General features: G+C 38.6%; 18 protein-coding genes. 8 read left to right on the top strand and 10 right to left on the bottom strand.

Features of this window, described 5'->3' with window-relative positions:
* Positions 1 to 287 precede the first annotated feature (287 nt).
* Entirely contained in the window at positions 288 to 1097 is an 810-nt protein-coding gene (locus NG743_RS11310; protein ID WP_027402899.1) for a hypothetical protein, read from the bottom strand.
* A 198-nt stretch (positions 1098 to 1295) separates the two neighbouring features.
* On the opposite strand from NG743_RS11310, the gene NG743_RS11305 reads away from it, so the two are divergent.
* Positions 1296 to 2558: a mechanosensitive ion channel family protein gene (locus NG743_RS11305; RefSeq protein ID WP_257121999.1), complete on the top strand. Its 1263-nt coding sequence runs from the start codon at positions 1296 to 1298 to the stop codon at positions 2556 to 2558.
* A gap of 529 nt (positions 2559 to 3087) precedes the next feature.
* Here the strand turns inward: NG743_RS11305 and NG743_RS11300 are convergent.
* Positions 3088 to 4299: an HhoA/HhoB/HtrA family serine endopeptidase gene (locus NG743_RS11300; protein WP_027402897.1), complete on the bottom strand. Its 1212-nt coding sequence runs from the start codon at positions 4297 to 4299 to the stop codon at positions 3088 to 3090.
* Between the two features lie 393 nt (positions 4300 to 4692).
* On the opposite strand from NG743_RS11300, the gene NG743_RS11295 reads away from it, so the two are divergent.
* Both NG743_RS11295 and menH read left to right on the top strand, forming a co-directional pair.
* Positions 4693 to 5076: a metal-sensing transcriptional repressor gene (locus tag NG743_RS11295; RefSeq protein ID WP_027402896.1), complete on the top strand. Its 384-nt coding sequence runs from the start codon at positions 4693 to 4695 to the stop codon at positions 5074 to 5076.
* Complete coding sequence (menH, locus tag NG743_RS11290; protein ID WP_257121998.1) at positions 5073 to 5888, top strand: 2-succinyl-6-hydroxy-2,4-cyclohexadiene-1-carboxylate synthase; 816 nt, start codon at positions 5073 to 5075, stop codon at positions 5886 to 5888. The genes NG743_RS11295 and menH overlap by 4 nt, the downstream gene beginning before the upstream one ends.
* Before the next feature lie 126 nt (positions 5889 to 6014).
* Here the strand turns inward: menH and NG743_RS11285 are convergent, their stop codons facing one another.
* The 4 genes from NG743_RS11285 to NG743_RS11270 all read right to left on the bottom strand — a co-directional run bounded on the left by NG743_RS11285 (position 6015) and on the right by NG743_RS11270 (position 9621).
* Positions 6015 to 6779 carry a WecB/TagA/CpsF family glycosyltransferase gene (locus tag NG743_RS11285; RefSeq protein ID WP_027402894.1) on the bottom strand — a complete coding sequence of 255 codons (765 nt, stop codon included), beginning with the start codon at positions 6777 to 6779 and terminating at the stop codon, positions 6015 to 6017.
* Positions 6780 to 6975: 196 nt separating this feature from the next.
* Positions 6976 to 7593 (bottom strand): TIGR04282 family arsenosugar biosynthesis glycosyltransferase, encoded by a 618-nt coding sequence (locus NG743_RS11280; protein ID WP_039204844.1) that lies wholly within the window; start codon positions 7591 to 7593, stop codon positions 6976 to 6978.
* A complete protein-coding gene (locus NG743_RS11275) occupies positions 7590 to 8294 on the bottom strand; it encodes a 16S rRNA (uracil(1498)-N(3))-methyltransferase (protein ID WP_193964754.1) in 705 nt (234 codons plus the stop codon). Before NG743_RS11275 ends, NG743_RS11280 begins: the two co-directional genes overlap by 4 nt.
* A gap of 583 nt (positions 8295 to 8877) precedes the next feature.
* Positions 8878 to 9621: a tetratricopeptide repeat protein gene (locus tag NG743_RS11270; RefSeq protein WP_027402891.1), complete on the bottom strand. Its 744-nt coding sequence runs from the start codon at positions 9619 to 9621 to the stop codon at positions 8878 to 8880.
* 481 nt (positions 9622 to 10102) lie between these two features.
* On the opposite strand from NG743_RS11270, the gene NG743_RS11265 reads away from it, so the two are divergent.
* Positions 10103 to 11416 carry a pentapeptide repeat-containing protein gene (locus NG743_RS11265; protein WP_027402890.1) on the top strand — a complete coding sequence of 438 codons (1314 nt, stop codon included), beginning with the start codon at positions 10103 to 10105 and terminating at the stop codon, positions 11414 to 11416.
* A gap of 29 nt (positions 11417 to 11445) precedes the next feature.
* On the opposite strand, the gene NG743_RS11260 is transcribed toward NG743_RS11265, so the two are convergent.
* Positions 11446 to 11778, bottom strand: coding sequence for a HepT-like ribonuclease domain-containing protein (locus tag NG743_RS11260; RefSeq protein ID WP_027402889.1), 333 nt, complete (start codon positions 11776 to 11778; stop codon positions 11446 to 11448).
* On the bottom strand, positions 11765 to 12073 hold the full coding sequence (locus tag NG743_RS11255; RefSeq protein WP_027402888.1) for a nucleotidyltransferase family protein: 309 nt from the start codon (positions 12071 to 12073) through the stop codon (positions 11765 to 11767). Before NG743_RS11255 ends, NG743_RS11260 begins: the two co-directional genes overlap by 14 nt.
* Positions 12074 to 13356: 1283 nt before the next feature.
* Here NG743_RS11255 and NG743_RS11250 point away from each other — a divergent pair.
* Complete coding sequence (locus NG743_RS11250) at positions 13357 to 14544, top strand: C1 family peptidase (protein WP_193962197.1); 1188 nt, start codon at positions 13357 to 13359, stop codon at positions 14542 to 14544.
* A gap of 321 nt (positions 14545 to 14865) precedes the next feature.
* Positions 14866 to 15240 carry a protease inhibitor I42 family protein gene (locus NG743_RS11245; protein WP_257121997.1) on the top strand — a complete coding sequence of 125 codons (375 nt, stop codon included), beginning with the start codon at positions 14866 to 14868 and terminating at the stop codon, positions 15238 to 15240.
* A 78-nt stretch (positions 15241 to 15318) separates the two neighbouring features.
* Here NG743_RS11245 and map read toward each other — a convergent pair whose 3' ends face one another.
* On the bottom strand, positions 15319 to 16086 hold the full coding sequence (gene map, locus NG743_RS11240; protein ID WP_027402885.1) for a type I methionyl aminopeptidase: 768 nt from the start codon (positions 16084 to 16086) through the stop codon (positions 15319 to 15321).
* Between the two features lie 11 nt (positions 16087 to 16097).
* Positions 16098 to 17096: a Gfo/Idh/MocA family protein gene (locus NG743_RS11235; RefSeq protein WP_027402884.1), complete on the bottom strand. Its 999-nt coding sequence runs from the start codon at positions 17094 to 17096 to the stop codon at positions 16098 to 16100.
* Positions 17097 to 17778: 682 nt separating this feature from the next.
* Between NG743_RS11235 and NG743_RS11230 the strand changes: the two genes are divergently transcribed.
* Together NG743_RS11230 and NG743_RS11225 are read left to right on the top strand one after the other, a co-directional pair.
* A complete protein-coding gene (locus NG743_RS11230) occupies positions 17779 to 18750 on the top strand; it encodes a sterol desaturase family protein (protein ID WP_257121996.1) in 972 nt (323 codons plus the stop codon).
* Between the two features lie 161 nt (positions 18751 to 18911).
* Entirely contained in the window at positions 18912 to 25313 is a 6402-nt protein-coding gene (locus tag NG743_RS11225; RefSeq protein WP_257121995.1) for a non-ribosomal peptide synthetase, read from the top strand.
* Positions 25314 to 25417: the final 104 nt, after the last annotated feature.

Raw genomic sequence — 25417 nt, 5'->3', positions numbered from 1 at the left:
AAATATGGAACAAACTGATAAACCTCTAGTTTTATTACATGGATAAGTTCAGAAATTAAGTACAAATCATGAGAGAACGAACCACGAAGGAACGAAGAAAACGAAGAAAAGAGGGTTTCAGAGATATTTTGTGTAAGTCATAAGATAGTCAACCCAGGATTGCTAATGCTGAAAATGGCGATGATTCTGTTTCCATTGAGTTATTAATACGTGCAATGTTAGCTACTGGTGCAACTCCCCAGGATATCGTCCAGATAATTGCTAGTGTGCAGGGGTGAGAGTATTTTCTAAGTTAATGAAGCCAAAGTTTGTATCAACAGATGAGATTCTTTACCAATATCACCTTGTAATAAAAATTGATACCATTGTTGTAACTGTTGCCGAGCTAAAGTATAAAGCGGATCATCAATACCTGAGTGAAAAAGTTCTATTATCGCCTGTCTTTGAGTCTTTCCCCGTCCTAAAATCCTCAACCAGAGAGTGGAAATATCTATAGGTAGTTCATTTGTAACAACGATAGTAGTAGAAAAAATTGCAGGTAAATTATAAACACCTGGAATATTCACAGCAGATGATTTAATTCCAAATCCTTGAAAATGGTCAGGAAAAATAGAGGGAACGATGATCAATTGAGTTTTATTATCATCCTCTTCCGATTTTTCCCGATCTATATCTTTTAAAGTTTCATTTACAGGAATAATCCCGCCATTAGTTTCACTTGTCCACGTTAAAAAATGATTTATACAGTTTCTTACTTCCTGCGTGTTTGGTGTCCAGCGTAGAGGTTGAATAATACAGGGAGTTGAAGTAAGTTCTCCCAATAATCTCAAGGATATCCTAGATTTATTAATATCAGGTTCAAACAATACATCTACTATTTTTGCTTCCGCCACCACTTCGGGACTAACTAATATATTAGGGTTATTAGTAAAGAGTGTTTCTATATATGTACGTTCCCAACCAAATCGAGAAGGATGTTTATAGACTCTTAATTTAGGGTTGCGGGGAATAAGTTCATTCAGGAAAACATTACCATAATTACTAAGTAGTGCAGAAAGGTAATTTTGGGCAAAAATCACAAAAGATGGTCGAGACATAGGAAATTTTTCAAAAATATTATTTCTAAGATATTATACATTTAATTAGCCATATTTTATCATAAATACCTATTAGCTAGTAGATACTACCTTTATCTTCAATATAAGTAAGATTAAGACCTGATCTAACTTTTGGCTTTTTCATCCTTCTCTGATAAGACTATAGCAACCTTGCGAGTTACCCAAGGAGGTATTTGAGTGCTAGTTCAATTTTTAGCTATTACGGGTTCAATGATCATATCTATTGTACCTATACCTAAAGCTACAACCCAAACTCCAGAGAATTTACACAAAACTGCATTTATCAAAACAGCATTAACCCAACCACAACCAGAAACGCAAACTCAATTTTTCCAACAAGTTGGTATTGCTACTGCTAGTACCATCACTATGATGATTATGAGTTGGGGAGTCCGTCGTTTCCAAAAACGTTTAAGTAATAATTTACTAAAATCATTTGAGTCTAATTCCTTAGATGATCAACCCATTACCAAATTAATTAATCAACAACAGCAACATCTTCAAGAAGTTAAAACCAGACTATTTCAACTTGCACAAGCTGGAATTTGGGTCAGTGGCAATTTAATTATTTTAGGACTATTTCCTGCTACCCAAGCCTTACAAATTGGGATTCTCACCATTGCCAAAATTCCCATCAAATTAATTATTGTTGGTGTGGGAACTTATGTCATAGTCCGGTTTACTTATGCTATCATCGATCATTTTACCTCTACCATCATTAGTGGTGGAGCATTACTAACTCCAGAAACTTCCGAACGTCTACAATTGAGAATATCCACATTTTCCGGTGTCACTAAAAGTATCACCACCATTATTTGGGTAGGTGCGGGAATTTTAATGTCCTTAATTGCCTTGGGAATAAATATTGTTCCTCTTCTGGCTGGTGCCGGTTTGGTCGGTGTGGCTATATCTCTCGCTTCCCAAAACTTAATCAAAGACGCAATTAACGGCTTTCTAATTATTTTTGAAGATCAATATGCTCTGGGTGATATGATTACCGTCGGCACTGTGGGCGGTTTGGTGGAAAAGTTGAATCTGCGAATGACTCAAGTTCGAGATTCAGAAGGGCGTTTAATTACCATTCCCAATAGTGAAGTCAAGATTGTAGCTAATCTCTCCAGCCGCTGGTCACGGGCTGATTTAAGTATTCCGATTTCTTATCAAGCTGATGTAGACAAAGCTTTACAATTAATTGAAAATGTGGGTTTGGAGATGAGTCAAGATCCTGAATGGCAACATCAAATTCTGGAAAAGCCGAATGTTTTAGGCGTTGAACATTTTAGCGATCGCGGTATCATGATTCGCGTCTTAATCAAAACTCAGCCCCTCAAGCAATGGACTGTAGCCAGAGAATACCGTCGTCGTCTCAAAATCTCCTTAGACGCAGCCGGAATTTATATTCCCGTACCCCAACAAGCCAATTGGGTTACTGAATTTTAGCCTAAACAAGTTCAAAAATTTTCTAGTTATTCAGTCATCAAAAGACAACTTTTGCTATGAGACTGGGAATATAGCTAAGGCCACGCTACGCTATCATCATCTCGTTCCTAGTCTCTGACTAGGAATGCAGTTAATGAGGCTCTGCCTCTAATATCATTGAAGGCAGAGCCTTCTAGAATTCATTCCCAGTCAGAGACTGGGAATGAGATGAAAAGACAACTTTTGCTATGAGACTGGGAATATGGCTAAGGCCACGCTACGCTATCATCATCTCGTTCCTAGTCTCTGACTAGGAACGAGATGATGAGGCTCTGCCTCTAATATCATTGAAGGCAGAGCCTTCTAGAATTCATTCCCAGTCAGAGACTGGGAATGAGACGAGTTGAGTTCTTTGCGGGATAGAGGTTTTACGTTAAGTTGACACCAATGAAGCTTTTGCTTTACCCCTACCCGCAGAATCAAATAATTAAGTTGTGTTGAGTATAGGTTGACACCATTAAATGAAGCATACCCCCATACTCAAAACTAACTAAGAAAGGTCTTTCAACTCAGCGGTGCGGACGGAAAGCATCTGTGTCTGATTTCCTCTTTGCACTTTTATCTGCAACGCTTGACCAAGGGTACTGTCTTCCACTACACCTTGTAACTGTTCAGCACTAGTAATTTCTTTACTATCAATCTGTACAATCACATCACCGCGACGGATACCCGCAGTTGCAGCCGGAGAATTAGGGACAACTCGCATGACTAAAACTCCTTTAACTTCAGGAATTGCAAACATGGAATTAGGATCATTGTTATTTTGTTTTGCTAATTCCGGTGTTAATGTCACCATTTGCACACCTAAATAGGGGTGAGCAACTTTGCCATCTCGTTGCAATTGTACAGCGATCGCCTTAGCCTTATCAATAGGAATTGCAAACCCAATCCCCATCGCATCGGCGCGAATTGCGGTATTAATTCCAATCACTTCGCCTAAACCATTTAATAATGGTCCACCAGAGTTACCGGGGTTAATAGCTGCGTCAGTCTGGATGAAATCTAACCGTTTATCACTGATTCCTACTTGAGCGCTCGAACGTTTTAGGGTGCTGACAATCCCCAAGGTAACAGTATTATCAAATCCTAACGGATTACCCACCGCGATCGCCCAATCTCCCACCTGAACATTATTAGAAGCACCCAAAGGAGCAACAGGTAAATCTTTACCAGCATTAATCTTAACTACAGCCAAATCCGTAACTTCATCAATGCCTTTCACCTTACCCTCAAAAGTCCGACCATCTTTTAGACGGACTGTAACCTTATCAGCCTTATCAACTACGTGAGCATTAGTGAGAATTACGCCGCTTTTGTCAAGAATAAAACCAGAACCTAAACCCCGTAATTGTTCCGTCGGTGATTGTTGGGGAAAGCTATCACCAAAAAACCGCCGAAAAAATGGATCTTCCATCATCGGATCATTGCGGCGAGTAATCGTTCGTTCAGTATCAATTCTCACCACCGCCGCACCCACACGATTCACCGCTGCTGTCACAAAACTATGACTACCAATGACAGCAGTAGCAGAAGATGGTTTTTGAGCAACTTGTGTGAATGACTCAGTGACAGGATTTGGTCCCGGTTCTGCTGCTGAAGGTAACACCCGCAGGGAAGTGACAGTCAACACCACTCCCATAAAAATCGCTAACACATGGGTACTGAGTTGTCTAATAGACCGAGGCATTTGAAAAAATCGCATAATCACAACCTAATCTACAAGCCTAGTTTTTGCTGTTTCTTGATAAATCTATCTACATCTCATTCTAGTTTATTGACATTTTCACGTTTCGGGGATTTTGCCAAATCTTGGCTCAAACATGAATATTTCCCATCTGTCACTAATTCAGTAGCAGCAGTTAAACAACATACAAAATTCCTATCTCTCTAGGCTAAAATATTGATTAAGTAATTGGACAAAAATATTTACAGTCATTGCGAGCGAAGGGAAGCAATCACAACCCTGGCGATTGCTTCATTTCACTTCGTTCCCTATGGCTAACGCCACGCAACGCTAACGCAATGACATTGTGTAATTAATTCTGTCTCACTACTTAGAGCCAAAATGCCAAAACCAATATTCATAGAACAACTCATGAATGGAGCAACCCCCATCACAAACGACTCCTCACCTGTATCAGAACCAGGCGAACATATCCACAATCACAGTCATACGGATCATACACACATTGATTCTGTTCATCCTCATGTCCACAGTGAAGAGTCCTTACGGCGGATTATTAACCGACTATCACGTATAGAAGGTCACGTTCGCGGAATCAAGACAATGGTACAACAAAATACGCCATGTCCTGATGTATTATTACAAATTGCCGCCGTGCGAGGAGCATTAGATAAAGTAGCACGAATTGTCCTAGACGAACATTTAACTGAATGTATTGGTAGAGCCGCTCAAGCAGGTAATATAGAATCAGAAATTGAACAATTAAAAGCCGCTTTAGATAGATTTTTGCCTTGATTATCCATAAATATCAATTTCACTATTCTTTAAATCATCAACCAAACAAACCAATAATTCTGTTTTTACATGGCTTCATGGGGAATATTTATGAATTTGATCAAGCGATAAAACTACTAGTTGATGATTTTTCCCATCTTACCATTGATTTACCGGGACATGGCAAAACTCATGTTTTAGACGATGAATGTTATACAATGGCATCTACAGCCGCAGCCATTATCCAATTATTAGATCAATTAAAAATTGACCAGTGTTATTTAATTGGTTACTCAATGGGAGGAAGATTAGCCTTATATCTGACTCTGCATTTTCCCCAAAGATTTATTAAAGTTATCCTAGAATCTGCTTCTCCTGGTTTAGCAACAGAAACCGCAAGGTTGGCTAGAATTAAAAGTGATGCTCAAATAGCCAAAAAATTAACGAGAATGACAAATAAAGATGATTTTGTTCACTTTCTCCATAATTGGTATCAACAGCCAATTTTTGGGGATATTAAAAATCATCCACAATACCAATCTATGATAGCCAGTAGATTAGCAAATAATCCGCTAAATTTAGTTAAATCACTGCAATTTATGGGAACAGGTTCTCAACCTAGTTTATGGGAATTTCTACCTAAAAATACTATTCCTCTATTATTATTAGTTGGTGAGAAAGATGAAAAATTTATGAAAATTAATATGGAAGTTACCAAAAAATGTAACTTTGTTAAATTACAAATAATTGATCAAATTGCACATAATATTCATCTAGAAAGCACTGTAGCATTTGTGCAAAATATGCAAAAATTTTTTAGTAGGGTGTGTTAGCGACAGCGTAACGCACCATTATCAATAATTTGGTACATTACAGATTTCTCATTGTTGTTGTTATCGAATTCTGGGCGCAGACCCTGCGCCCCTACGTTGCGAACTGTTTCCCTATTACCGTTGCACTCAGAACTCCCAACTATTGACATCTTTATGAGTCCAACGATAAATTAAGGATTTAAAGGCGAACTCTGGTAAGGCTAACATTCGTTGCCAGCGCCAAGGTTCTTGATATAGTCTATATAGCCATTCTAAGTTATTATTTGCTAACCAACGGGGGGCGCGAGTTTTTCCACCTGACCAAATATCAAAACTACCACCAACACCTATCCAAATTGAGTGGGGACACAAATGACGGTGTTCAGCAATCCATAATTCTTGCCGTGGTACTCCCAAACCAACAAATATTACCTGTGGCTGGATTTGGATGAGAGTTTGCAATAACTGTTCTTCTGCTGCTGGGGAATGATAACCAGAATGTGTACCAGATATTTTGAGGGTGGGAAGTTGTTTCTGCCATAAATCTGCGGCTTTGGCGGCTATTCCTGGTGCGCCTCCATAGAAAAATATTGAGGTGGATGTTTGCTCTTGAGCTATTGTTTGTAAAAGTTTCTCGGCTAATTCAATTCCGGGAAACCGTTGGACTTTTTGTCCTAATAAAAATTGTAAATAGAGAACTACTCCTGCGCCGTCAGGAATAACTAATTCAGCATTTTTAATAATTTTTGCTAATGGGAGATTGCGCTCTGCTTGCATAGTCATTTCGGCATTGAGGGTGACTACGTGAGTCCCTTTACCTGCTTTTAAACAATCTAATAACCAGTTTGGATAATTATTCATTATATGCACTGGTAAGCCTAGTACGGGGAATGCTTGCGGGAATTTAAACATAGTTTTTTTAAAATCAGAATTTAGGAGAATGTTTGATAAAGATTAGTGTATCAAGTTTTTCCCTGAATGAACGACAAGAATTTGTCAAGTAAAACAGTTTAGGTGTTACAGCAATTCTCGGTTTCATGAAATATAGTGGAGGGCGCAGACCCTGCGCCCCTACAGGTTTGGCGATTGAAAACTGTACCTCATAACATCAGAAAGTGGGGTTAAGATCCTCTGGACGATCAATATCTGCTAAAGTTTGCAGATAGCTCATTGATAAGTTTAACTTCTGGGCAATTTCTACTGTTTTTACAAATACTTGAGCGGTTCCCCAGGAAATATTTGTAAATAATTCTGCTATTGGTTGTTGTAACCCAATTAAATAATAACCACCGTCTAGGGCAGGACCCAGGACAAGATTACAAACTTTTAATTCCTCGAAGGCGGTTGTTAAAATTTGCGAGTTTAGATCAGGGCAGTCTGTACCAATGATGATGACTCGCTCTGCTTTTTGATTAAACGCATTGATGAGCGATCGCTCCATTCTTGCTCCCAAATCTCCTTTGCCCTGAGATTGATATTTTAAATCATTTCCTAACCAATTTTGCATTTTTTCCAAATTACCACCTGTAAACCGCACTTCTACGGATACTCTGGTTGTCCTTTGCAGTTCTTTGACCTGAAAAATAGTGTGTTCGGTCATTTGTTTGTGCAAGTTAGCAGCACCAACGTCACCCAAAACAGGTATTAACCGGGTTTTTGTTGTCCCTGGTTCTGGGTAGCGGGTAAAAATAATCAGGTGTTGTTTTGATGGTTTCCAAGATATCATTCAAAATTTGCTGCTATTAAAGATATGGCAACTATGGGTGCGGTGACTGCGCGAAGAATCCGACGACCCAAGGAAATGGGACCAAATCCTGATTCTTTGGCTATTTCTATTTCTTGATTTGTCCAACCTCCTTCTGGTCCAATGGCAATAATGATCTCATTGGCGGTTTTATTGATTATCTGCTGTAAATGAGGATAATCTCCACGAGCTTCACAGATATAACGATGAGTGGCATAATTTTCTTTGATAGCAGTGTTGAAAGCTACTGGTTGGAGGATGGTGGGAACTACAGCCCGTTCTGACTGTTCAGCGGCTTCTGATGCTATACGCCGCCAACGTTCTAGTTTTTGGGGGCTAGGATTTAATAGGGTGCGATCGCTCAAAATAGGTGCAATACAAGTTACCCCTAACTCAGTACAACACCGGACAATTTCATCAAATCCATTGCCTTTGGGTAATGCCATCATCAAGGTAATAGCCACAGGTAATTCAGTTTTTACCTCCAGCGGTTCTAAAATCTCTCCTTGTTCCCCTCGTAACTGCGCTAACCACCATTTCCCCATACCATCCATAACAATAAATTTATCACCATCTCGCAAGCGCAATACCCGCAGCAAATAATGTTGTTGTTGAGGTGTTAATACAAGTTTGTTAGCTTGAAGTTGTTGGGGATGAACAGTGATGCGTTGAAGTTGGGACATATTAGCAGGAGTCAGAAGTCAGGAGGAAAAATTAGGGGAAATTCAGAGGGAACAGGGAACGGGCAACAGGGAACAGGAAAAACTCATGTTTAAAAACATGAGATTGAAATAATGACACTGTTTTTTTCGTGCTACGCATCTTTTAAAAACATCCTTTTTTTGACTGAAGCTCTAAACTGGTGCAAATGAGTGTTTCTTATTTGCTCCCTGTTAAGAGTTCCCTGTTCCCTTCTTTTGTAAGAATAGTCTTAGGGACTTCCAAGAAATAAATTACCCTAATAAACGAACCACAGAGGCACAGAGGACACGGAGGAATGAGGGTTTGAGAGATTTTTTGCGTTAGGTAGCTGAGTGTTTTTTTATTTGGAAGTCCCTTAAATCTGGGAAGGTGATATACTGCAAATGGTTCATAAGTTTAACCAAATATGAACCCCCTCTGGTAAATCTCTCTAGTATTAAATGTTATTCCTTTTTCCTCTCTTCTTAGGAGAGGGTTTGGGAAAGGCTTTGAACCTTGTTCTTTGTATGATAAAAAAGTCCAGCTTCTAGCCGTTTTGAGTATAGGTCTTTAGACCGGAGAGTGTCAATGTAACAATTGCTGAAACCGCTGTTCACCGCGAATTTTAGCAAAATCTGGGTCGGTTTTCGCTAAATCTTGATATTTTTTGGGTACAAGTTGAATAGCTTTTTTCAGGTTATCAATTGCTAGTTCCAGATTATTTTGCAAGGCATAATTACAAGCCTTGTTATAATATGCTTGGTGCAAATTGGGTTGAATAGTAATTGCTTGATTATAAGATGCCAAAGCTTCTTTGTAGCGTTGTAATTTAGTCAGAGCAATGCCTCGGTTAATCCAAGCTTCATGTTTATTGGAGTGAATAGCGATCGCTTCATCATAAGATTTAACAGCTTTTTCATAATTTCCTAAAGCCGTTAAAGCATTACCACGATTATACCAAGCCTCATCTTTATTTGGGCGAATAGCGATCGCCTTATCATAAGATTCTACCGCTTCTGGATACTGTTGCAAAGCAATTAAAGCATTACCACGATTTACCCAAGTCTCCGCACTATCAGCTTTAATAGCTATGACCTGATTATATACATTTAAAGCTTCTTGATAACGATGGGTATCCAACAAACCATTACCTTGTAGTAATAAATTTTTGGCTTTTTGACTATCTTGCACCTCTGTAATTAGTTGATTAACATTGCTTTCCTGGGCAACTTGTTGAGTATTATCTGGAGAAGAATTTGCCAAATCACTACAGCCAATCGCCAGAAAACTAATTAAACTAGAGGCAATTAATTTTCGCCAAACTACCATGTTGCACCTACAAAAATCATATAATTTATCCTAAAACTGATGGAAACTTTAGAGTCGTATCGAAATCAACTAATCATTACTAATTGTTTTTTATTTATGTAAACTCAAGATGAAAATTTGGATAAGGTTTTCATAAAGTATGAATATCATACCATATCTGCCAGAGTCAGATCCCCGACTTCTCTAAGAAGTCGGGGATCTTATTTATAGCTGTTGTAGCGGAGTCATTCGGTGAGTTGTCAAAAAAAAGAATCATCCCACATAAAAATTCTAAATGATTCGTGATAAAATTACCTGCTTGTTGCTTGTGGGGACAAAAATTTGATTTACGACCGCACAGAACCATAATTATCCGCATTTATCTGTGATCAATTGTCCAGATTGATCTGAGATTGCGGATAAAGATTATATAATACTGTGAAGACAGGTGTTTTGACAGCGATTAAATTGATAATGAGACGATGGGAGGAAATTAAAAAATATGAGTATTGAACCTGACTCATCCAACTCAGAAATAAATCAAAAAGATGAATTAGAACCTGGTGGTAGTGATCAATCATTACTAACAGCAGGATTAGGAAAAAAACAAATATTCGGACAATCTGCATTCAAGGCGAACATGAGCAAGGGGGCTGCGTTTCTTGTGGAAAGTAACTCCAGTTTGCAAACTGCTATTACCCCAAGAATTTTATTATTTACCAGTTTGGCGATCGCCACAACTATCATTAGTATTGTCATTAATAACTCATTTCTGGGGATTTTGGGAACTTTAGCAACCTTGATTTTATCACTGTTAATCCTGTTCCCCTGGCTGCAAAATATCATTCAAGAATGGTTTTCACCCCAAGATAGAAATGTATTCATTGGCTTAATAGGAGTAATAGTAGCAATAATTGGCTTATTCAGATTTACTAATTTGGGTAGTGGTTTACTGAGTTGGGGAAAAAGAGTTAACTGGGATGCTTCTGGAACTTTAGCAGAATGGTTTGGAGCATTGGGACAAATTGCCATTGCTATTATCGCCGTTTATGTAGCATGGCGACAATATGTAATTTCCAAAGACCTCACCATTCAACAAAACCTGCTAACTGTACAGCAAAACATTATTACCCAACAGCAAACCATAGATTCCTACTTTCAAGGAATTTCTGACCTAGTCTTAGATGAAGAAGGATTATTAGAAGATTGGCCACAAGAAAGAGCGATCGCTGAAGGACGCACCGCCGCTATATTTAGTAGTGTAGATGGCAGTGGTAAAGCCAAAATTCTGCGATTTCTCTCCCGTTCCAAATTACTCTCTCCCCTCCAGCGCGATCGCCGACTAGGAAGAGCTATTCTAGATGGTAGTGGTGGTTATGCCGAAGATCGTTTAGAAGGAGTGCGCGTCATTGACTTAGGTGTCATGTTAGCAGGTGCAGATTTAGCCGACAATGATTTACGCTGGACAGATTTAAGTGAAGCTAACCTCATTCGTGCTAATCTTAGCAATTGCGATTTAGTCAAAGCCAACCTTTCCCGCACAATCTTATATGATGCCAATTTAAGCAACGCCGACTTAAATGGAGTCCGCCTATTTTATGGTTTACCTGAACAGGCATCCCCCCGCAGTCGCAGCGAACCACCCAACTACGAAACAGGAGAACAGACCGGCGCAGTTATCGAAAATGCCGACTTCACCAACGCTCAAAGAATGTCCGAATCTACCCGTTACTATTGCTGTACTTGGTGTGGAGAAAAAACCAGACAGACAATTCCCGGTGGTTGTGAAGGGATTCCCAATAAATTAGGGAGATAAAATTTAGTATTCTTTAAGTTTCTAAATCTTTAATTGCCCTTTTCAACCTCAATTAAAAGTAAAGGTAAATCTTTAGTGATTACTTGCCAGACAATATCTAAATCAACATCAAAATACGCATGAACCATACGGTTTCTCATGCCGATGATTTGTCGCCAAGGTATTTTTAAATACTTAGATTGGCAAGATTCAGAAACATGATTAGCCGCTTCACCCATAATTTCAACTAATCTTACTAGAGCTAAAGATAGCATTCTATCATCATCTAAATCCTCTCTCCTGCGACTCTTTACAAAATATAACGCTTCCCTTGCCGAATCTTTGATGTGTTTTAGCCGAGTTAAATCATCAATTTTGCTCATAAATAACCATGGCTTCTATTAAGACTTGCTCACGAAAATAACGACTTAAATCGGCTGCTGTTCTTAAATCTATCTGCCTATTTATTATCCTTGATAACTCATCCTCCATCGTAATAATAGCTAAACCAGGAGTTTTTCCCGGTGCAAATTCTACTAAAACATCAACATCACTCTCTTTTGTAAAATCATCTCTTAATACTGAACCAAATAAAGACAACTTGCGAATCGAGTGACTTTGACAAAAATGATTAATTTCTTCTTGAGACAAATTAATAGGAAGAGTATTTTGTTTCATAAGAATACCCGGTAAGTGGGAAACGAGCGCGTCTTTAGACCTGAGAGGGAAACGACACGAGCGATTTTAACCGCTGTGGATATTAAAATTGAAGCCAGATTTTTGATTGGAACCTGGAAACCAACTCCCATTTCTGGGGTAATGTTAGCTAGATGCCTCCGGCACGCTGCGCGAACGACCTGTTATAAGAGCTTGCTTGAGCTTGCAACACTGTTCCAGTGACCTTAGAACTGTTTAATCACAAGCGACAGAGCAGGGAACTAGCTTCGCATTCCGGGGTGTCGTGACTCAAATAACGGCTACCCTTCGACTCCCTTCGACTTCGCTACCTCGACTTCGCTCGGCACAAGTCAGGGCAAGTCGCTCAGGGTGGTCTGGTCAGTACGGCTTGCTTGATTACTCTTGCAAGCCCAGTCCCTTTAGGGCTGGGTTACTGACCCTTAAAACTCCTGATTGATGATTTTATTTTCATAATAACTAGAATTTTGAATAAAAATCAACGAAAATGCTAAGTAGGTTGGCGTTGAAAATTGTCGTTATGGCAAGGCAAGAGGCAAGAGGGTTTGGGCGATTTTACGTTTCTTTACACAGTTTGGTTTTATTGTGTTCACCTACTTATATTAAATCAACCTTGTATAAAGTATTCAACTTAACAAGTATAGCCTTACTTGAACTTTAGTTGTATAGTTATAACGTTACAACTTACGCAAGTGCCACACCAAAAATCTGTTTATTTGCAGGATTTATGTAGTCTGACGCACCCTACCAATGTACCAGTTGCGTAATTCCTCAAACTTTCTCTTTGACCTATCTAAGAGGGTGTTTGAAAAGTTATGGTTGATGTATCAAATATTTTTTACCCCTCCCTAACCCTCCCCTTTACAAGGGGAGGGAACTGGATTTTTATTGTTACCCCCCTTTACAAGGGGAAAGGGGGGTAGCAATGTGATGAAAATTACGGAACACCACTTTTAAAACATCCTCTAACAGGAAATTGACAATTCTTAATATTCAAAAATCTTGGAACTAAACCTATAAACCACAGGTCAACGGCAATAAGTAATTGGACAAAAATATTTACAGTCATTGCGAGGGAAGGGAAGCAATCACAACCATTGGAATTGCTTTATTTCACTTCGTTCCATATGGCTAACGCCACGCAACGCTAACGCAATGACATTGTGTAATTAATTCTGTCTCACTACTTACCCTGTAATGGGTAAAAAAATCTTTAAAAAACAGAACTAAAACTGAACTAACAAGTTTAAGGAGCATTTAACTTGATGAAAAGTTCCAAATTTCTGCAAATATCTACTGCGGCTTTATTGAGTTTAGGAATCTTCCAGAACATAGCCCTTGCTCAACCAGTTAAAACCCAAATAAGAATCCCCGCATCTCAAACTGTAGATAAAAATTTATCGCCAATCAAAATCAATCCCCTTTATCTGGAGCGCGAACAAAAAGCTCCCTTAATCATTAAAAATCAATTACTGGAATTACGCCGGGATATCCAGTTAAAAAACCTCACCTTTCAAGTAGGTTACACCACAGCCTTAGATTATAAACTAGAGCAACTAGCCGCCACCCAAGCACCGGATGATTTACCGACACAGGCTAACATCCAAAACGCCGTTGCTGCACAAATCTTAAATCTTGATTCAGCCGAACGTGAGAAATTTGAACGGATCAATCCCGGCGTAATCCCTGAATTACAATTAATTAAACGTAATAGCTGTTTTGCCTCAGCCAAATCCTTTGACTGGCGGAATTTAAATAAAGTTACCCCAGTTCGTAACCAAGGAGGTTGCGGTAGTTGTTGGGCATTTGCTACCTTGGGAGCTTACGAAGGGAATAACCTCATTCGCAATAACTCCACTGCTGATGCTTCCGAACAGCAAATTATTAACTGGGGTGGTGCAGGTAGTTGTGGTGGGGGTTGGTGGTCCAAAGCATTTGATTTCCTCATTAACAAAGGCACAGCCACAGAAGCCACCGTACCCTACACCGCCACCAACAATCCCTACAATCCCAGCGTAGACGCTCCTTACCGTTCCATAGCCTGGGGATATGTTAAACCCAACGGCGGTATTCCCACAGTTGCAGAAATGAAACAGGCTATGTGTAAATATGGACCCTTAACAGTTGCAGTGCGGGTTACTCCGGCTTTCCAAGGTTATGTTAGCGGCGTATTTAACGAGCAAGCAAATGGTCCTATTAATCATGGTGTCACCCTCATTGGTTGGGATGATCAAAAACAAGCCTGGTTAATCAAGAATTCTTGGGGTACAGGTTGGGGTGATAATGGTTATATGTGGATTGGCTATAACAGCAATAGCATTGGTTATGGCGCAGCTTGGACTCAAGCTAGAAGCAATTTCTACAAGCTTTCTCCTGACTTGTTGAAAAAAATCACTCCGTTAAAAATCAATCCAGAATTAATTAAAGTTAATTCCAAAAACATCTCTCGATAATTGTTTTGACTTTAGCTGTCAACTTAAGCTCAAATCCCTACCACATTTCGTTCCTAGTCTCTGACTAGGAATGCAGTTGATGAGGCTCTGCCTCAATACTTGAAAAGGTAATAACTTGCGTTTTTACATCCATATATTACCTTTAAGCAAAAGCTCGATTTATTCCCTTGCGGAGTATAATCTCATTGAAGGCAGAGCCTTCTAGAATTCGTTCCCAGTCAGAGACTGGGAACGAGATGAAAAAAAATCACTCCTAACATCAGAAAGTGCTGTATGTCCCTTAGCAAGCGAGTTTTTTTAATTATTTCTCTGTTAACTAGCTTGACTATTATTTTTCAAGTTAGTAATGCGGCTAATCCTCCTATGTCTAAATCAGAAATCACTGTGAATGATGCTAACAATAACAGTCAGATTATTATTCAAAAAGGTAATATGATGATTGTTGAATTGTTAACTAATCCAGGAACAGGCTACAGTTGGCAAATTATTAAAAATGATCCTGACAAACTCAAACCTTTGGGAGATTCAGTATTAAAACCGTTAGAGACAGAAGTCCCAGGAGCATCTGAAAATCAGGTTTTCCGGTTTTTAGCCCAAAATTCGGGTTTAGCAGTGCTAGAACTTCATTATTTACGTCCCTGGGAAAGAAATATTCCGCCCTTAAAAACCTATCAAATCAACGTCCAAATTCGTTGACAGTAAACAGCGTTTTCTGTTTCTACCCCCTCCTTCTTCCTCCTGACTCCTGACTCCTGACTCCTGACTCCTGCAATATTAATTTTCTGGTAAAGTCAGAATTTCTACGCCATCTTCGGTGACAGCAATGGTATGCTCAAATTGAGCAGACAGGAGGCGATCGCTTGTTACCGCAGTCCAACCATCTCCAAGCATTTGGGCTTCATGAGTTCCTTCATTAATCATCGGTTCAATGGTAAACACCATCCCGGCTCTCAGTTTCTTCCCTCTACCCCTAATGCCATAATGGGGAACATCTGGTGCAGTATGGAAAATATTACTAATTCCATGTCCCACAAAATCCCGCACCACTGAAAAACCAAAAGATTCCGCATATTCTTGAATTGCTGCGCCAATATCTCCAATTTTTGCCCCTGGTTTAACCTCTGCAATTCCCAACCGCAGACACTCTTGAGTTACTTCTACTAATTTTTGGGCTGTGGGGGAAGGATTACCCACTAGAAATGTTTTTGATGTATCACCATGATAACCCTCAACAATGGGTGTAACATCTATATTAATAATGTCCCCATCCTTGAGAATTTGTTTAGCATTGGGAATACCGTGACAAATCACCTCATTCACACTTGTACAAATAGACTTAGGATAACCTTTATAACCTAAAGGTGCGCTCTTTGCTCCATGCTTCTGAGTCCATCTTTCCGCTTCATCATTTAATTGCAGAGTGCTAACTCCCGGTTTAACTAAAGGTTCTAGATGTTGTAACAACTTAGCCGCTAAACTGCCAGCACGGCGCATTTTTTCGATTTCTCGCTGGGATAAAATGACTATGGTTTCGGTTTTCATCAATTTTCTATCTACTCTTTTAAAAATATAGTTAATCCAGTTGTCGCTGCCCTGCTTGCAGCATCTGCTACCTTTAGAGTATACAAGCTTTGTTCTGGGGTGATATATAAAGGACTACCATCGCATAGATGATCTAATACCATAGTCGTATCTTTAGCAAATAAACCCCGACGAGTACCCACTTCAATCAACTTTGTTCCGGCTGCTGACACTAGCATTCCCGTATCACCATCGAGAATTATCTCCCCTTTTTCACCTTGAACTTCTAATTTACGTTCTGATTGCCACAAAGTTTCACCTTTGCCATAAATTACCTGTGCCAGTAGTCCACTTTCAAAGCATAATTGGGCTGAACATAAACAGGTTTGGTAATAATCAGGCTCAGTTTCCCAATATCGTTGGTGACAATTGACAGTGAGGACTTCACCAAACAAATCAATCAGCCGATTTAACCGAGATAACGCCCCAATTAGGGGGAAGCCAAACATATCATGATTATAAGTCCACTTCCGCGGGGCTGGATGCTGGGGATTCAGGGTGCTATAGCGAATATAAAACAAATCACCAATTTGGTCTAAGTGTTGTTTTAAAGTTTGATGCCAACCCCCCAATAATTCAATGTGTTCGACGTGCAAAAGCTTGTTTACTCTTTTTGCTAAAGCAATCAGTTCTTCTGCTTCTTTGACATCCACAGATAAGGGATATTCAACAATAACGTCTTTGCCAGATTCTAAAGCTGCACGGGTAATTTTACCATGATCTCGGTTAATGGTGCAGATGACCACCATATCTAAATCGTCTCGTTCTACTAGCTGTTGCCAAGAATCCATCGCCACAGTTGCATATTCTTGGGCTAAAACCGCTGTCCTTTCAAGATTACCAGCTATCGCTACTAAATCAGTTCGGGGATCTTGTTGCAATGCCTCAGCCCTGAGTTTAGCTGCATAGCCTGTTCCCACTAAACCCACTCTCAGACTGTGTGTGTATAAAGGTAGTTGGTTGTCGTACATGAATTCATCACCAGTTTTCAATGTTTCGGTTTAATGCCATTAATATTTTATCAACAAGCCGACATTAGGAAACATTTAACACCTCTAGTACCGCAGGGCGGAAGTCAAAAGGCAATAAGAGATCCCCCAATTCTTTTATTTATTGTGTCCACAAACTATAAATTAATGTCAGAAGTGGGGAATCTGTCCATGAAGCAGCGCTATTGTATGGAAAGTTGGCGTTGGTGAATTGAGGTATGAAAGTCGAAAATTCCATCTCTCAAACTCTTACTCTCTGCGCCTGGAGATCCTCTGCGTGTTCGCGCAGCGTGCCGTAGGCATAATAAAATCATATTTTTACTCAGCAACACCGGAAAGTTTTATGGCGATTTCGGTAATTTTGGAAACAATACCATAACTATAATACAGCGTAAGAAGCCGTATAAAGCTGATGATAAATAAGTAATTAAACGATTTTGAATTTTGATATCTGTTTTTTCCTGATTTTTAAGCTTAATTAGGGTTTGCAAATAATTAGGTTCTGTTATAAGTTTTACATGATATAGTGCATGGATTAGAAAATACCAAAAACAAGCTATACATTTTGTGTATAGAGTGCGGGCATATTTTACTTAAAACACCAAACTCCCGGATAATTTTTGCGATTATCTACTAAATTTCTATTTTTCCAATATCTAAGATAATGACACAAATACAAAATTTGCGGATTTTTTATCCATTTCTAGTGCCATTGACAAGTTCATCTCCGATTTATTGGTTATATATACTTTCGGCCTTGTTAATAGCTTTAATTATCTATAAATTAGGGTTATCTCAACAAGACAAACAGATAAGTTTAAGTCAGTATCTTTTTCCCAAAGAGGTTTATTTACATCCTTCAGCGATCGCCGAATACAAGTATTATTTTTTATCTTCCCTCTTAGAAATATTTGTAATATTGCCAATTATATTATCTCTACCAAATCTAGCAAATATCATTTGTGATTATTTAACAGAAATTACGCACTTAACAACGCCTTTTTTAATTACCCATCCTCAGTGGTATCATTATGTCACATTGAGTATTGTTGTAGCTTTGGCGGGGGATTTTGCCTATTATTGTTACCATTATTTAGCTCATAGAAGTTCATTCTTTTGGGAATTTCATAAAGTCCATCATTCTGCGGATGTATTAACTCCAATGACTGTTTATCGTTCTCATCCCCTTGATTTGCTTTTAAGTATGAGCGTGGCGACAGTAATACTAGGTTTTACTACAGGGATCTGGGTTTATTTATTTGGAAATCAAGTCTCCTATTTATCTATTTATGGAGTTAACTGGGAAATATTTCTATTTTATCTAACTGTCGCCAACTTACGACATTCTCATATTTGGTTGAACTACCCTCATGGGGTTAGTCATGTGTTGATGAGTCCTGCCCAACATCACATTCATCATAGTGTTGAGCCAAAGCATTATGATAAGAACTTTGGTTACATTCTGTCTTTTTGGGACTGGATATTTGGGACTTTATACGTACCGCAAAGTTATGAAAAGCTTGATTTTGGTCTATCAGATGGGGAATCAAGTTTATTTAATAATCCAATTAATTTATTAGTACAGCCATTTAAATCTATTTGGCAAAAATATAACCAAAAGATAAGTAGGGAGTAATTTTTTATAGCAGTTCCCATGCAAGTGAGGGACAAGAAGTAATTATGGAACGCAGATAAACGCAGATAAACACAGATAATTTTGTACCTCATTAGATTAGAAAACGCTATATCAGGAATCTAAATACAAATTCAATCAAAAATTAATTGGGAATTATAGTTATGAATAACATGAAATTAGATTTGAGTTCAGATTTATCAAGTACGACTACAATCATCAATGATTTGCCAGAAAATGGTGTTTGTATCCATGATTTATTTACAATTCAGGTAAAAACAGCACCAGATTCAGTAGCAATAATATTTGAAAATCAGCAACTTACTTACCAAGAATTGAATGCTAAAGCCAATCGGTTAGCACATTATTTACAGAGTATTGGTGTAGGTGCTGAGGTGATGGTAGGCTTATGTTTAGAGCGATCGCTCGATCTGATTATCGGTATTCTTGGTATTCTTAAAGCTGGAGGTGCTTATGTGCCTATAGACCCGGACTATCCCCAAGAACGCATAGCATTCATGCTAGAAGATACTAAGTTGCAATTTGTGGTGACACAACAACAATGGGTAGGATCTCTACCGAAAAACTCCACAATAATTTGCTTAGATACAGATTGGCAGAAAATTAAATGTCAAAGTTCCTATGATCCAGTTAGTGAAGTCACAGCCGAAAATCTCGCTTATTTAATCTATACCTCCGGTTCTACTGGGAAGCCGAAAGGTGTACAAATGCCCCATTCCAGTGTAACTGCTTATTTACAGGCGATCGCTAAAATATTACCAGTTAATCATCAAGATATTTATCTCCATACAGCATCTTTCTCTTTTACTGCTTCAGTCAGACAATTATTTTTACCTTTATCCCAAGGTGCAACCAGTATTCTTGCTACTCGTGAACAAACAAGAACTCCTTTAAGCCTATTTGAATTAATTCAAAAACGTGGTGTTACCATTTCTGACGGTGTACCTTCTGTATGGCGTTATGGACTAATTGCTTTAGAAAGTTTAGAGCAAAAATATACAAAAGCCCTGAGCGCATCAAAATTAAGATTAATAGTATTTGGTGGCGAATTATTACCCTATCAACTAATTAAAAAGTTACGCAACCTATTTAAAACACCACCCCAGTTTTTTAATATTCTCGGTCAAACGGAAAGTATTGGACATGGTTTTTATCCCATTCCAGACGACTGCAACCTTGAAGAGGGATATGTACCCGTTGGTAATCCTCTAAAAGACATTCAGCAGGTTTACGTCCTCAATTCCCAACTTGAGCCAGTAAAAATTGGTGAGTCTGGAGAAGTCCATATTGCGGGTTTTACCTTAGCACGAGGCTATCTAAATCGCACCGCAGCAAATGGGGAAAAATTCATTATCAATCCTTTTAATCCTCAACAACGACTTTTTAAAACCGGAGATGTTGCCCGTTATTCAATTGATCACAATTTAGAAATTCTTGGTCGGATGGATTTTCAGGTAAATATCCGAGGAATGCGGGTTGAACTGGAAGAAATTGAAGCAGTAATTAAACTTCATCCCAGTATTCAAGAAGCTGTGGTTTCTGCTAGAGAAGATGTATCTGGTGGTCAGCGACTAGTTGCTTATATCGTAGTCAATAGCCAAGATTTTAATTCGGGAGAATTACGCAATTTCCTGTCCAGTAAATTACCAGATTATATGATTCCCCATACCTTAATGGTCATGGAGAAATTACCAGTTTTACCCAATGGAAAATTAGACCGTAACAGTTTACCCGAACCTGATCTATCGGCAATTCAAAGTAAATTTGTCCCTCCGCAAACACCTACACAGGAAATCATTGCTAAAATCTGGGCGGAAGTTTTAGGCATTGAAAAAATTGGTATTCATGATAACTTTTTAGAATTGGGTGGACATTCCCTATTAGCAAGTTTAGTTATATCAAGATTGCGTGAAGCACTATCAATAGAATTATCTATTGCCAATTTATTTGCCGCGCCAACAATTGCCACATTTAGTGAACAAATTGGATCTTCTGCCCAGAATATACTGCCAACTTTAGAACCAGTTTCTCGAAATATTGAATTACCACTTTCATTAACCCAGCAGCGGTTTTGGTTTCTTGATCAAATGGAAGGGGCAAATCCTGCTTACAATATTGTCAGAGTCTTAAACCTACAAGGATCACTTAACTTTATAGCACTTGAAGGGGCGATCGCCACAATTATTAATCGTCATGAAACCCTGCGGACAAGTTTTGGAATTGCTGATGGTAAACCTATTCAAATTATTGCTGATAAATTAGCATTCACCTTACCTGTAATAGATTTACAGGAATTAGCAGAAGATCACAAAACGACTGAAGCACAAAAATTAATTACTCATGAATATCTTCGCCCTTTTGATTTAGCTGAATCATCTTTATTGCGGGTGACATTGATGCGATTAGGGGAAAAATCCCATCAGTTATTAATAATCATGCACCATATCATTTCTGATGCTTGGTCAGTGGGGAATTTTCTCCAAGAATTATCGGTTATTTATTCAGCATTAACAGCGGGTTTACCTTCTCCCTTACCCCAATTATCAATTCAGTATGCAGACTACGCTTATTGGCAACGACAATGGCTGGAAAATCAACCCGCGCTTAATTACTGGAAACAACAATTAGCAGATATTCCCGCAGTCATTGAATTACCTACTGATCGATCACGAACAGCAATGCAAACCTTTCGCGGGGATCTCCAAAAATTTCAATTTGATTCCCAACTTACTCACAAACTTAAAAACCTCAGTCAAAAATCGGGTTCTTCCCTATTTATGACACTGCTCACCGCTTTTGTGATCTTACTTTCCCGCTACAGTGGTCAGGAAGATATTGTTATTGGTTCTCCCATTAGTAATCGCAATCGTGTCGCGTTAGAGCCATTAATTGGCTTCTTTGTGAATACCTTGGTTTTACGGACTCGTCTTGAAGGAAATCCCACATTTATAGAATTACTCCAACAGGTGCGACAGGTATCACTTGATGCTTATGCTCACCAAGATATCCCCTTTGATCAACTTGTAGAAACCCTCCAACCTCAGCGCCATCTCAGTCATAGTCCTTTATTTCAAGTTATGTTTGTATTGCAAAATTCTCCAATTTCAAAACTGGAATTAAGAGATTTGCAAGTGACCCAAATGGAATTAGCAAGAGCCACTGCGGGAGCAACTTTTGATTTAACTATATCAATGCAGGAAAAAGATTCAGCATCAGGAACTGAATTGATAGGTGCATTTGAATATAATGCTAATTTGTTTAATGCTGATACTATTGCCAGGATGGTTGAGAGTTTTCACACCTTAGTTGAGGCAGTTGTGGCAGATCCTCAAGCGCAAATTAGGACATTACCTTTATTAACAGCATCCCAAGAACATCAGTTATTAGTTGAATTGAATCATACGGGAACTGATTATCCCCAAAAATCCATTCATCAATTATTTGAGGAGCAAGTAGAAAAAACACCTGATGCAGTAGCATTAGTATTTGAAGATCAGCAATTAACCTACCAAAAATTAAATTTACAAGCTAACAAACTAGCTCATTATTTGCAGTTTTTGGGTGTAGAACCAGAAATATTAGTAGGTGTTTATTTAGAACGTTCTTTGGAAATGATAGTCGGATATTTGGGAATTTTTAAAGCTGGTGGTGCTTATGTGCCACTTGATCCTAACTATCCCCCAGAACGCCTCAATTACATGGTGGCAGATTCACAAATGTCCATCATCTTGACTCATTCTTCCTTACTCCCACATTTATCATTAACCCTAGAGCAATCACAAACTAAAATTATTTGTTGGGATAAAGATTTTGAAATTGAAATTGCCAGTCAGAGTTCCCATAATCCTATTCATAATTTCACCCCTGAAAATTTAGCTTATGTCATCTATACTTCTGGTTCTACAGGGCGACCTAAAGGCGTACTAATTCAACATTCAGCACTATTAAATTTAGTCTTCTGGCACTTAAATAATTTTGAAGTAAAATCATCAGATCGAACTACACAGTTAGCAGGAACAGCCTTTGATGCTGCTGTCTGGGAATTATGGCCTTATTTAGTAGTTGGAGCTAGTATATATTTAATTAAATCAGAATTTCTGTTGTCAGCCAAAACACTTCAAGAGAAGTTGATATCACATAATATTACTATTAGTTTTATTCCTACACCCTTAGCCGAACAATTATTTCTTTTATCCTGGTCAGAAAATACAACTTTGCGAACTATGTTAACTGGTGGAGATAGACTTAATTCTTATCCATCACATAAGTTACCATTTAAGTTTTTTAATAACTATGGTCCCACCGAAAATACAGTAGTTACAACTTCTGGGCAAATTTTACCAGAAGCATCAGATAGTAAATTTCCACCTATAGGTCGTCCTATTGCCAATACTCAAGTTTACATTCTTGATCCCTATCTTCAACCCCTACCTATTGGCGTTTATGGAGAAATCTACATTGGTGGACTAAGTTTAGCCAGAGGGTACTTGAATCGTCCTGACTTAACATCTGAGCGATTTATTGCTAATCCTTTTGTGGAAAATAAGCGACTTTATAAAACTGGAGACTTAGCACGCTATTTACCAGATGGAAATATTGAATTTCTGGGACGGATTGATCATCAAGTCAAAATTCGGGGTTTTCGGATTGAACTAGGAGAAATTGAGACAGTATTAACCCAACATCCTCAAGTTCAGCAGGTAGTAGTCATTGTCCGCGAAGATCATCCAGGTAACAAGTATTTAACAGCTTATATTGTTAGCGCCACAGAAACATTAACCAGTAGCGAATTACGTCAATTTCTGAAAGGAAATCTGCCTGAATATATGATACCTGCGGCTTTTGTCATGCTCAAAGCCTTACCTCTGACTCCTAATGGTAAAGTTGACCGGCTGGTTTTACCACAGCCAGAAACAACGAATTTAGAGCTAGAAACCACTTTTGTTGCCCCTGAAACTGCGTTAGAAGCAAAATTAGCCGAAATCTGGTGTACGGTATTACATCGGCAGCAGGTAGGCATCTATGATAACTTCTTTGAATTGGGGGGACACTCTCTCTTGATTACATCTGTAATATCTCGTATTCAAGAACATTTTTCCATAGTTCTGCCCCTGCGTTCTCTATTTACAGCCCCGACTATCGCTGAACTTAGTCAAGTAATAATTGCACATATACTGGATTCCATAACAGTTGATACCTTACCACCGCTTGTCCCGCAAGCACGAGACACCTGTATCCCCCTGTCTTTTGCCCAAGAGTCTATCTGGTATTTACAACAATTAGCTCCTGAAAGTTGCGCCTACAACAGCTTTTTTATTTTACGTTTCACTGGCTCTCTTTCTGCAATTGCGTTGGAGTCCAGTTTTAATGAAATAATTCGTCGTCATGAAATATTACGTACAGCCTTTAGTGTAGTAGAGGGTCAACCTGTACAAATAATTACTCCATCCTTGACTATCCCATTGGAGATTATAGACTTACAAAACCTACCTTTAATAGAGCGAACGTCTGAAGCAGAAAGACTAGCTGCGCTGCAATATAATCACCATTTTGATCTGGCTTTAGTCCCCCTCATGAAAACAACTTTACTGCGACTAACTCCAGAAGAACATTGGTTGACAATCAATATGCACCATATCATCACAGATGGCTGGTCATTTGGTCTGTTGTTGGAGGAGTTAGGAATCCTCTATGCAGCTTTTGTCAATGGTTTACCTTCACCCCTACCCGAATTGCCTGTTCATTACGCAGATTTTACCCTCTGGCAACGGCAATACTTTAATGAAAAGGTTATAGAAAAGCAATTGGCTTACTGGCTACAAAAACTAACTAATACTTCACTAGAATCTGATCAGATATCTAGCAATCAGCTACAGTTGAGTAACAAAAATAGTAGCGCAGCTATTTATTCTGTGGTTCTGTCGGCGAGTCTTGTGACATCAATCGAAGCCCTCTGCCGTTCTCAAAGGGTCAGCATCTTTGCGATTATTCTCACTGCTTTAAATATACTTTTGTTCAAATATAGTAGTAAGAACGATATTTTAGTCGTCGCAACTATTGGTAATCGGAGTGCGGTGGAAACTGAAAAAATGCTCGGTTGCTTCATCAATGATGTCATTTTGCGATCGCATCTTTCCTGGGAGCAAACTGGACTGACTCTTTTTGAACAAGCCCAAGAAACTCTCACAGAAGCTATTAATCATAAAGAAATTGCTTGTCAAACAGTCATTGACACTATCACCAGCAAACAACCATTGAATATCTCGGCAGCCCTGGCTATGCTACCTCCACAAAATTGGCATAATTGGATGTTAGATGTTGACTTTGTATCAATTAAGCGCGATCTCAACTTGTGGGATGGAGAAATTCCTTTAGAAATTTATGTTTCTTCACCTTCAGTAAATAATCCCACTATAGAAATTAAAGTCTTGTACAGCACGGAGTTATTTACAAATGAAACCATCGAGTTTCTATTTAGCTATTACCAGCAAATTCTTCAGCAGCTTGTTCAAGATCCCACTAGTCAAGTTTGTGAATTTGAATAATAGAACCTTTATAGTTCTCACATTTATCGTAGGTAATGGCACAAAATACTATATTTTTATGATAAATTAAATTTTAGTAAATTTTTGACTTAGAATAGGTGTGG

Source organism: Dolichospermum heterosporum TAC447 (assembly GCF_024584745.1).
GTDB classification, from domain to species: Bacteria; Cyanobacteriota; Cyanobacteriia; order Cyanobacteriales; family Nostocaceae; genus Dolichospermum; species Dolichospermum heterosporum.
The sequence above is the reverse complement of the archived record's forward strand: the minus strand, read 5'-3'. Positions and strand labels throughout refer to the sequence as shown.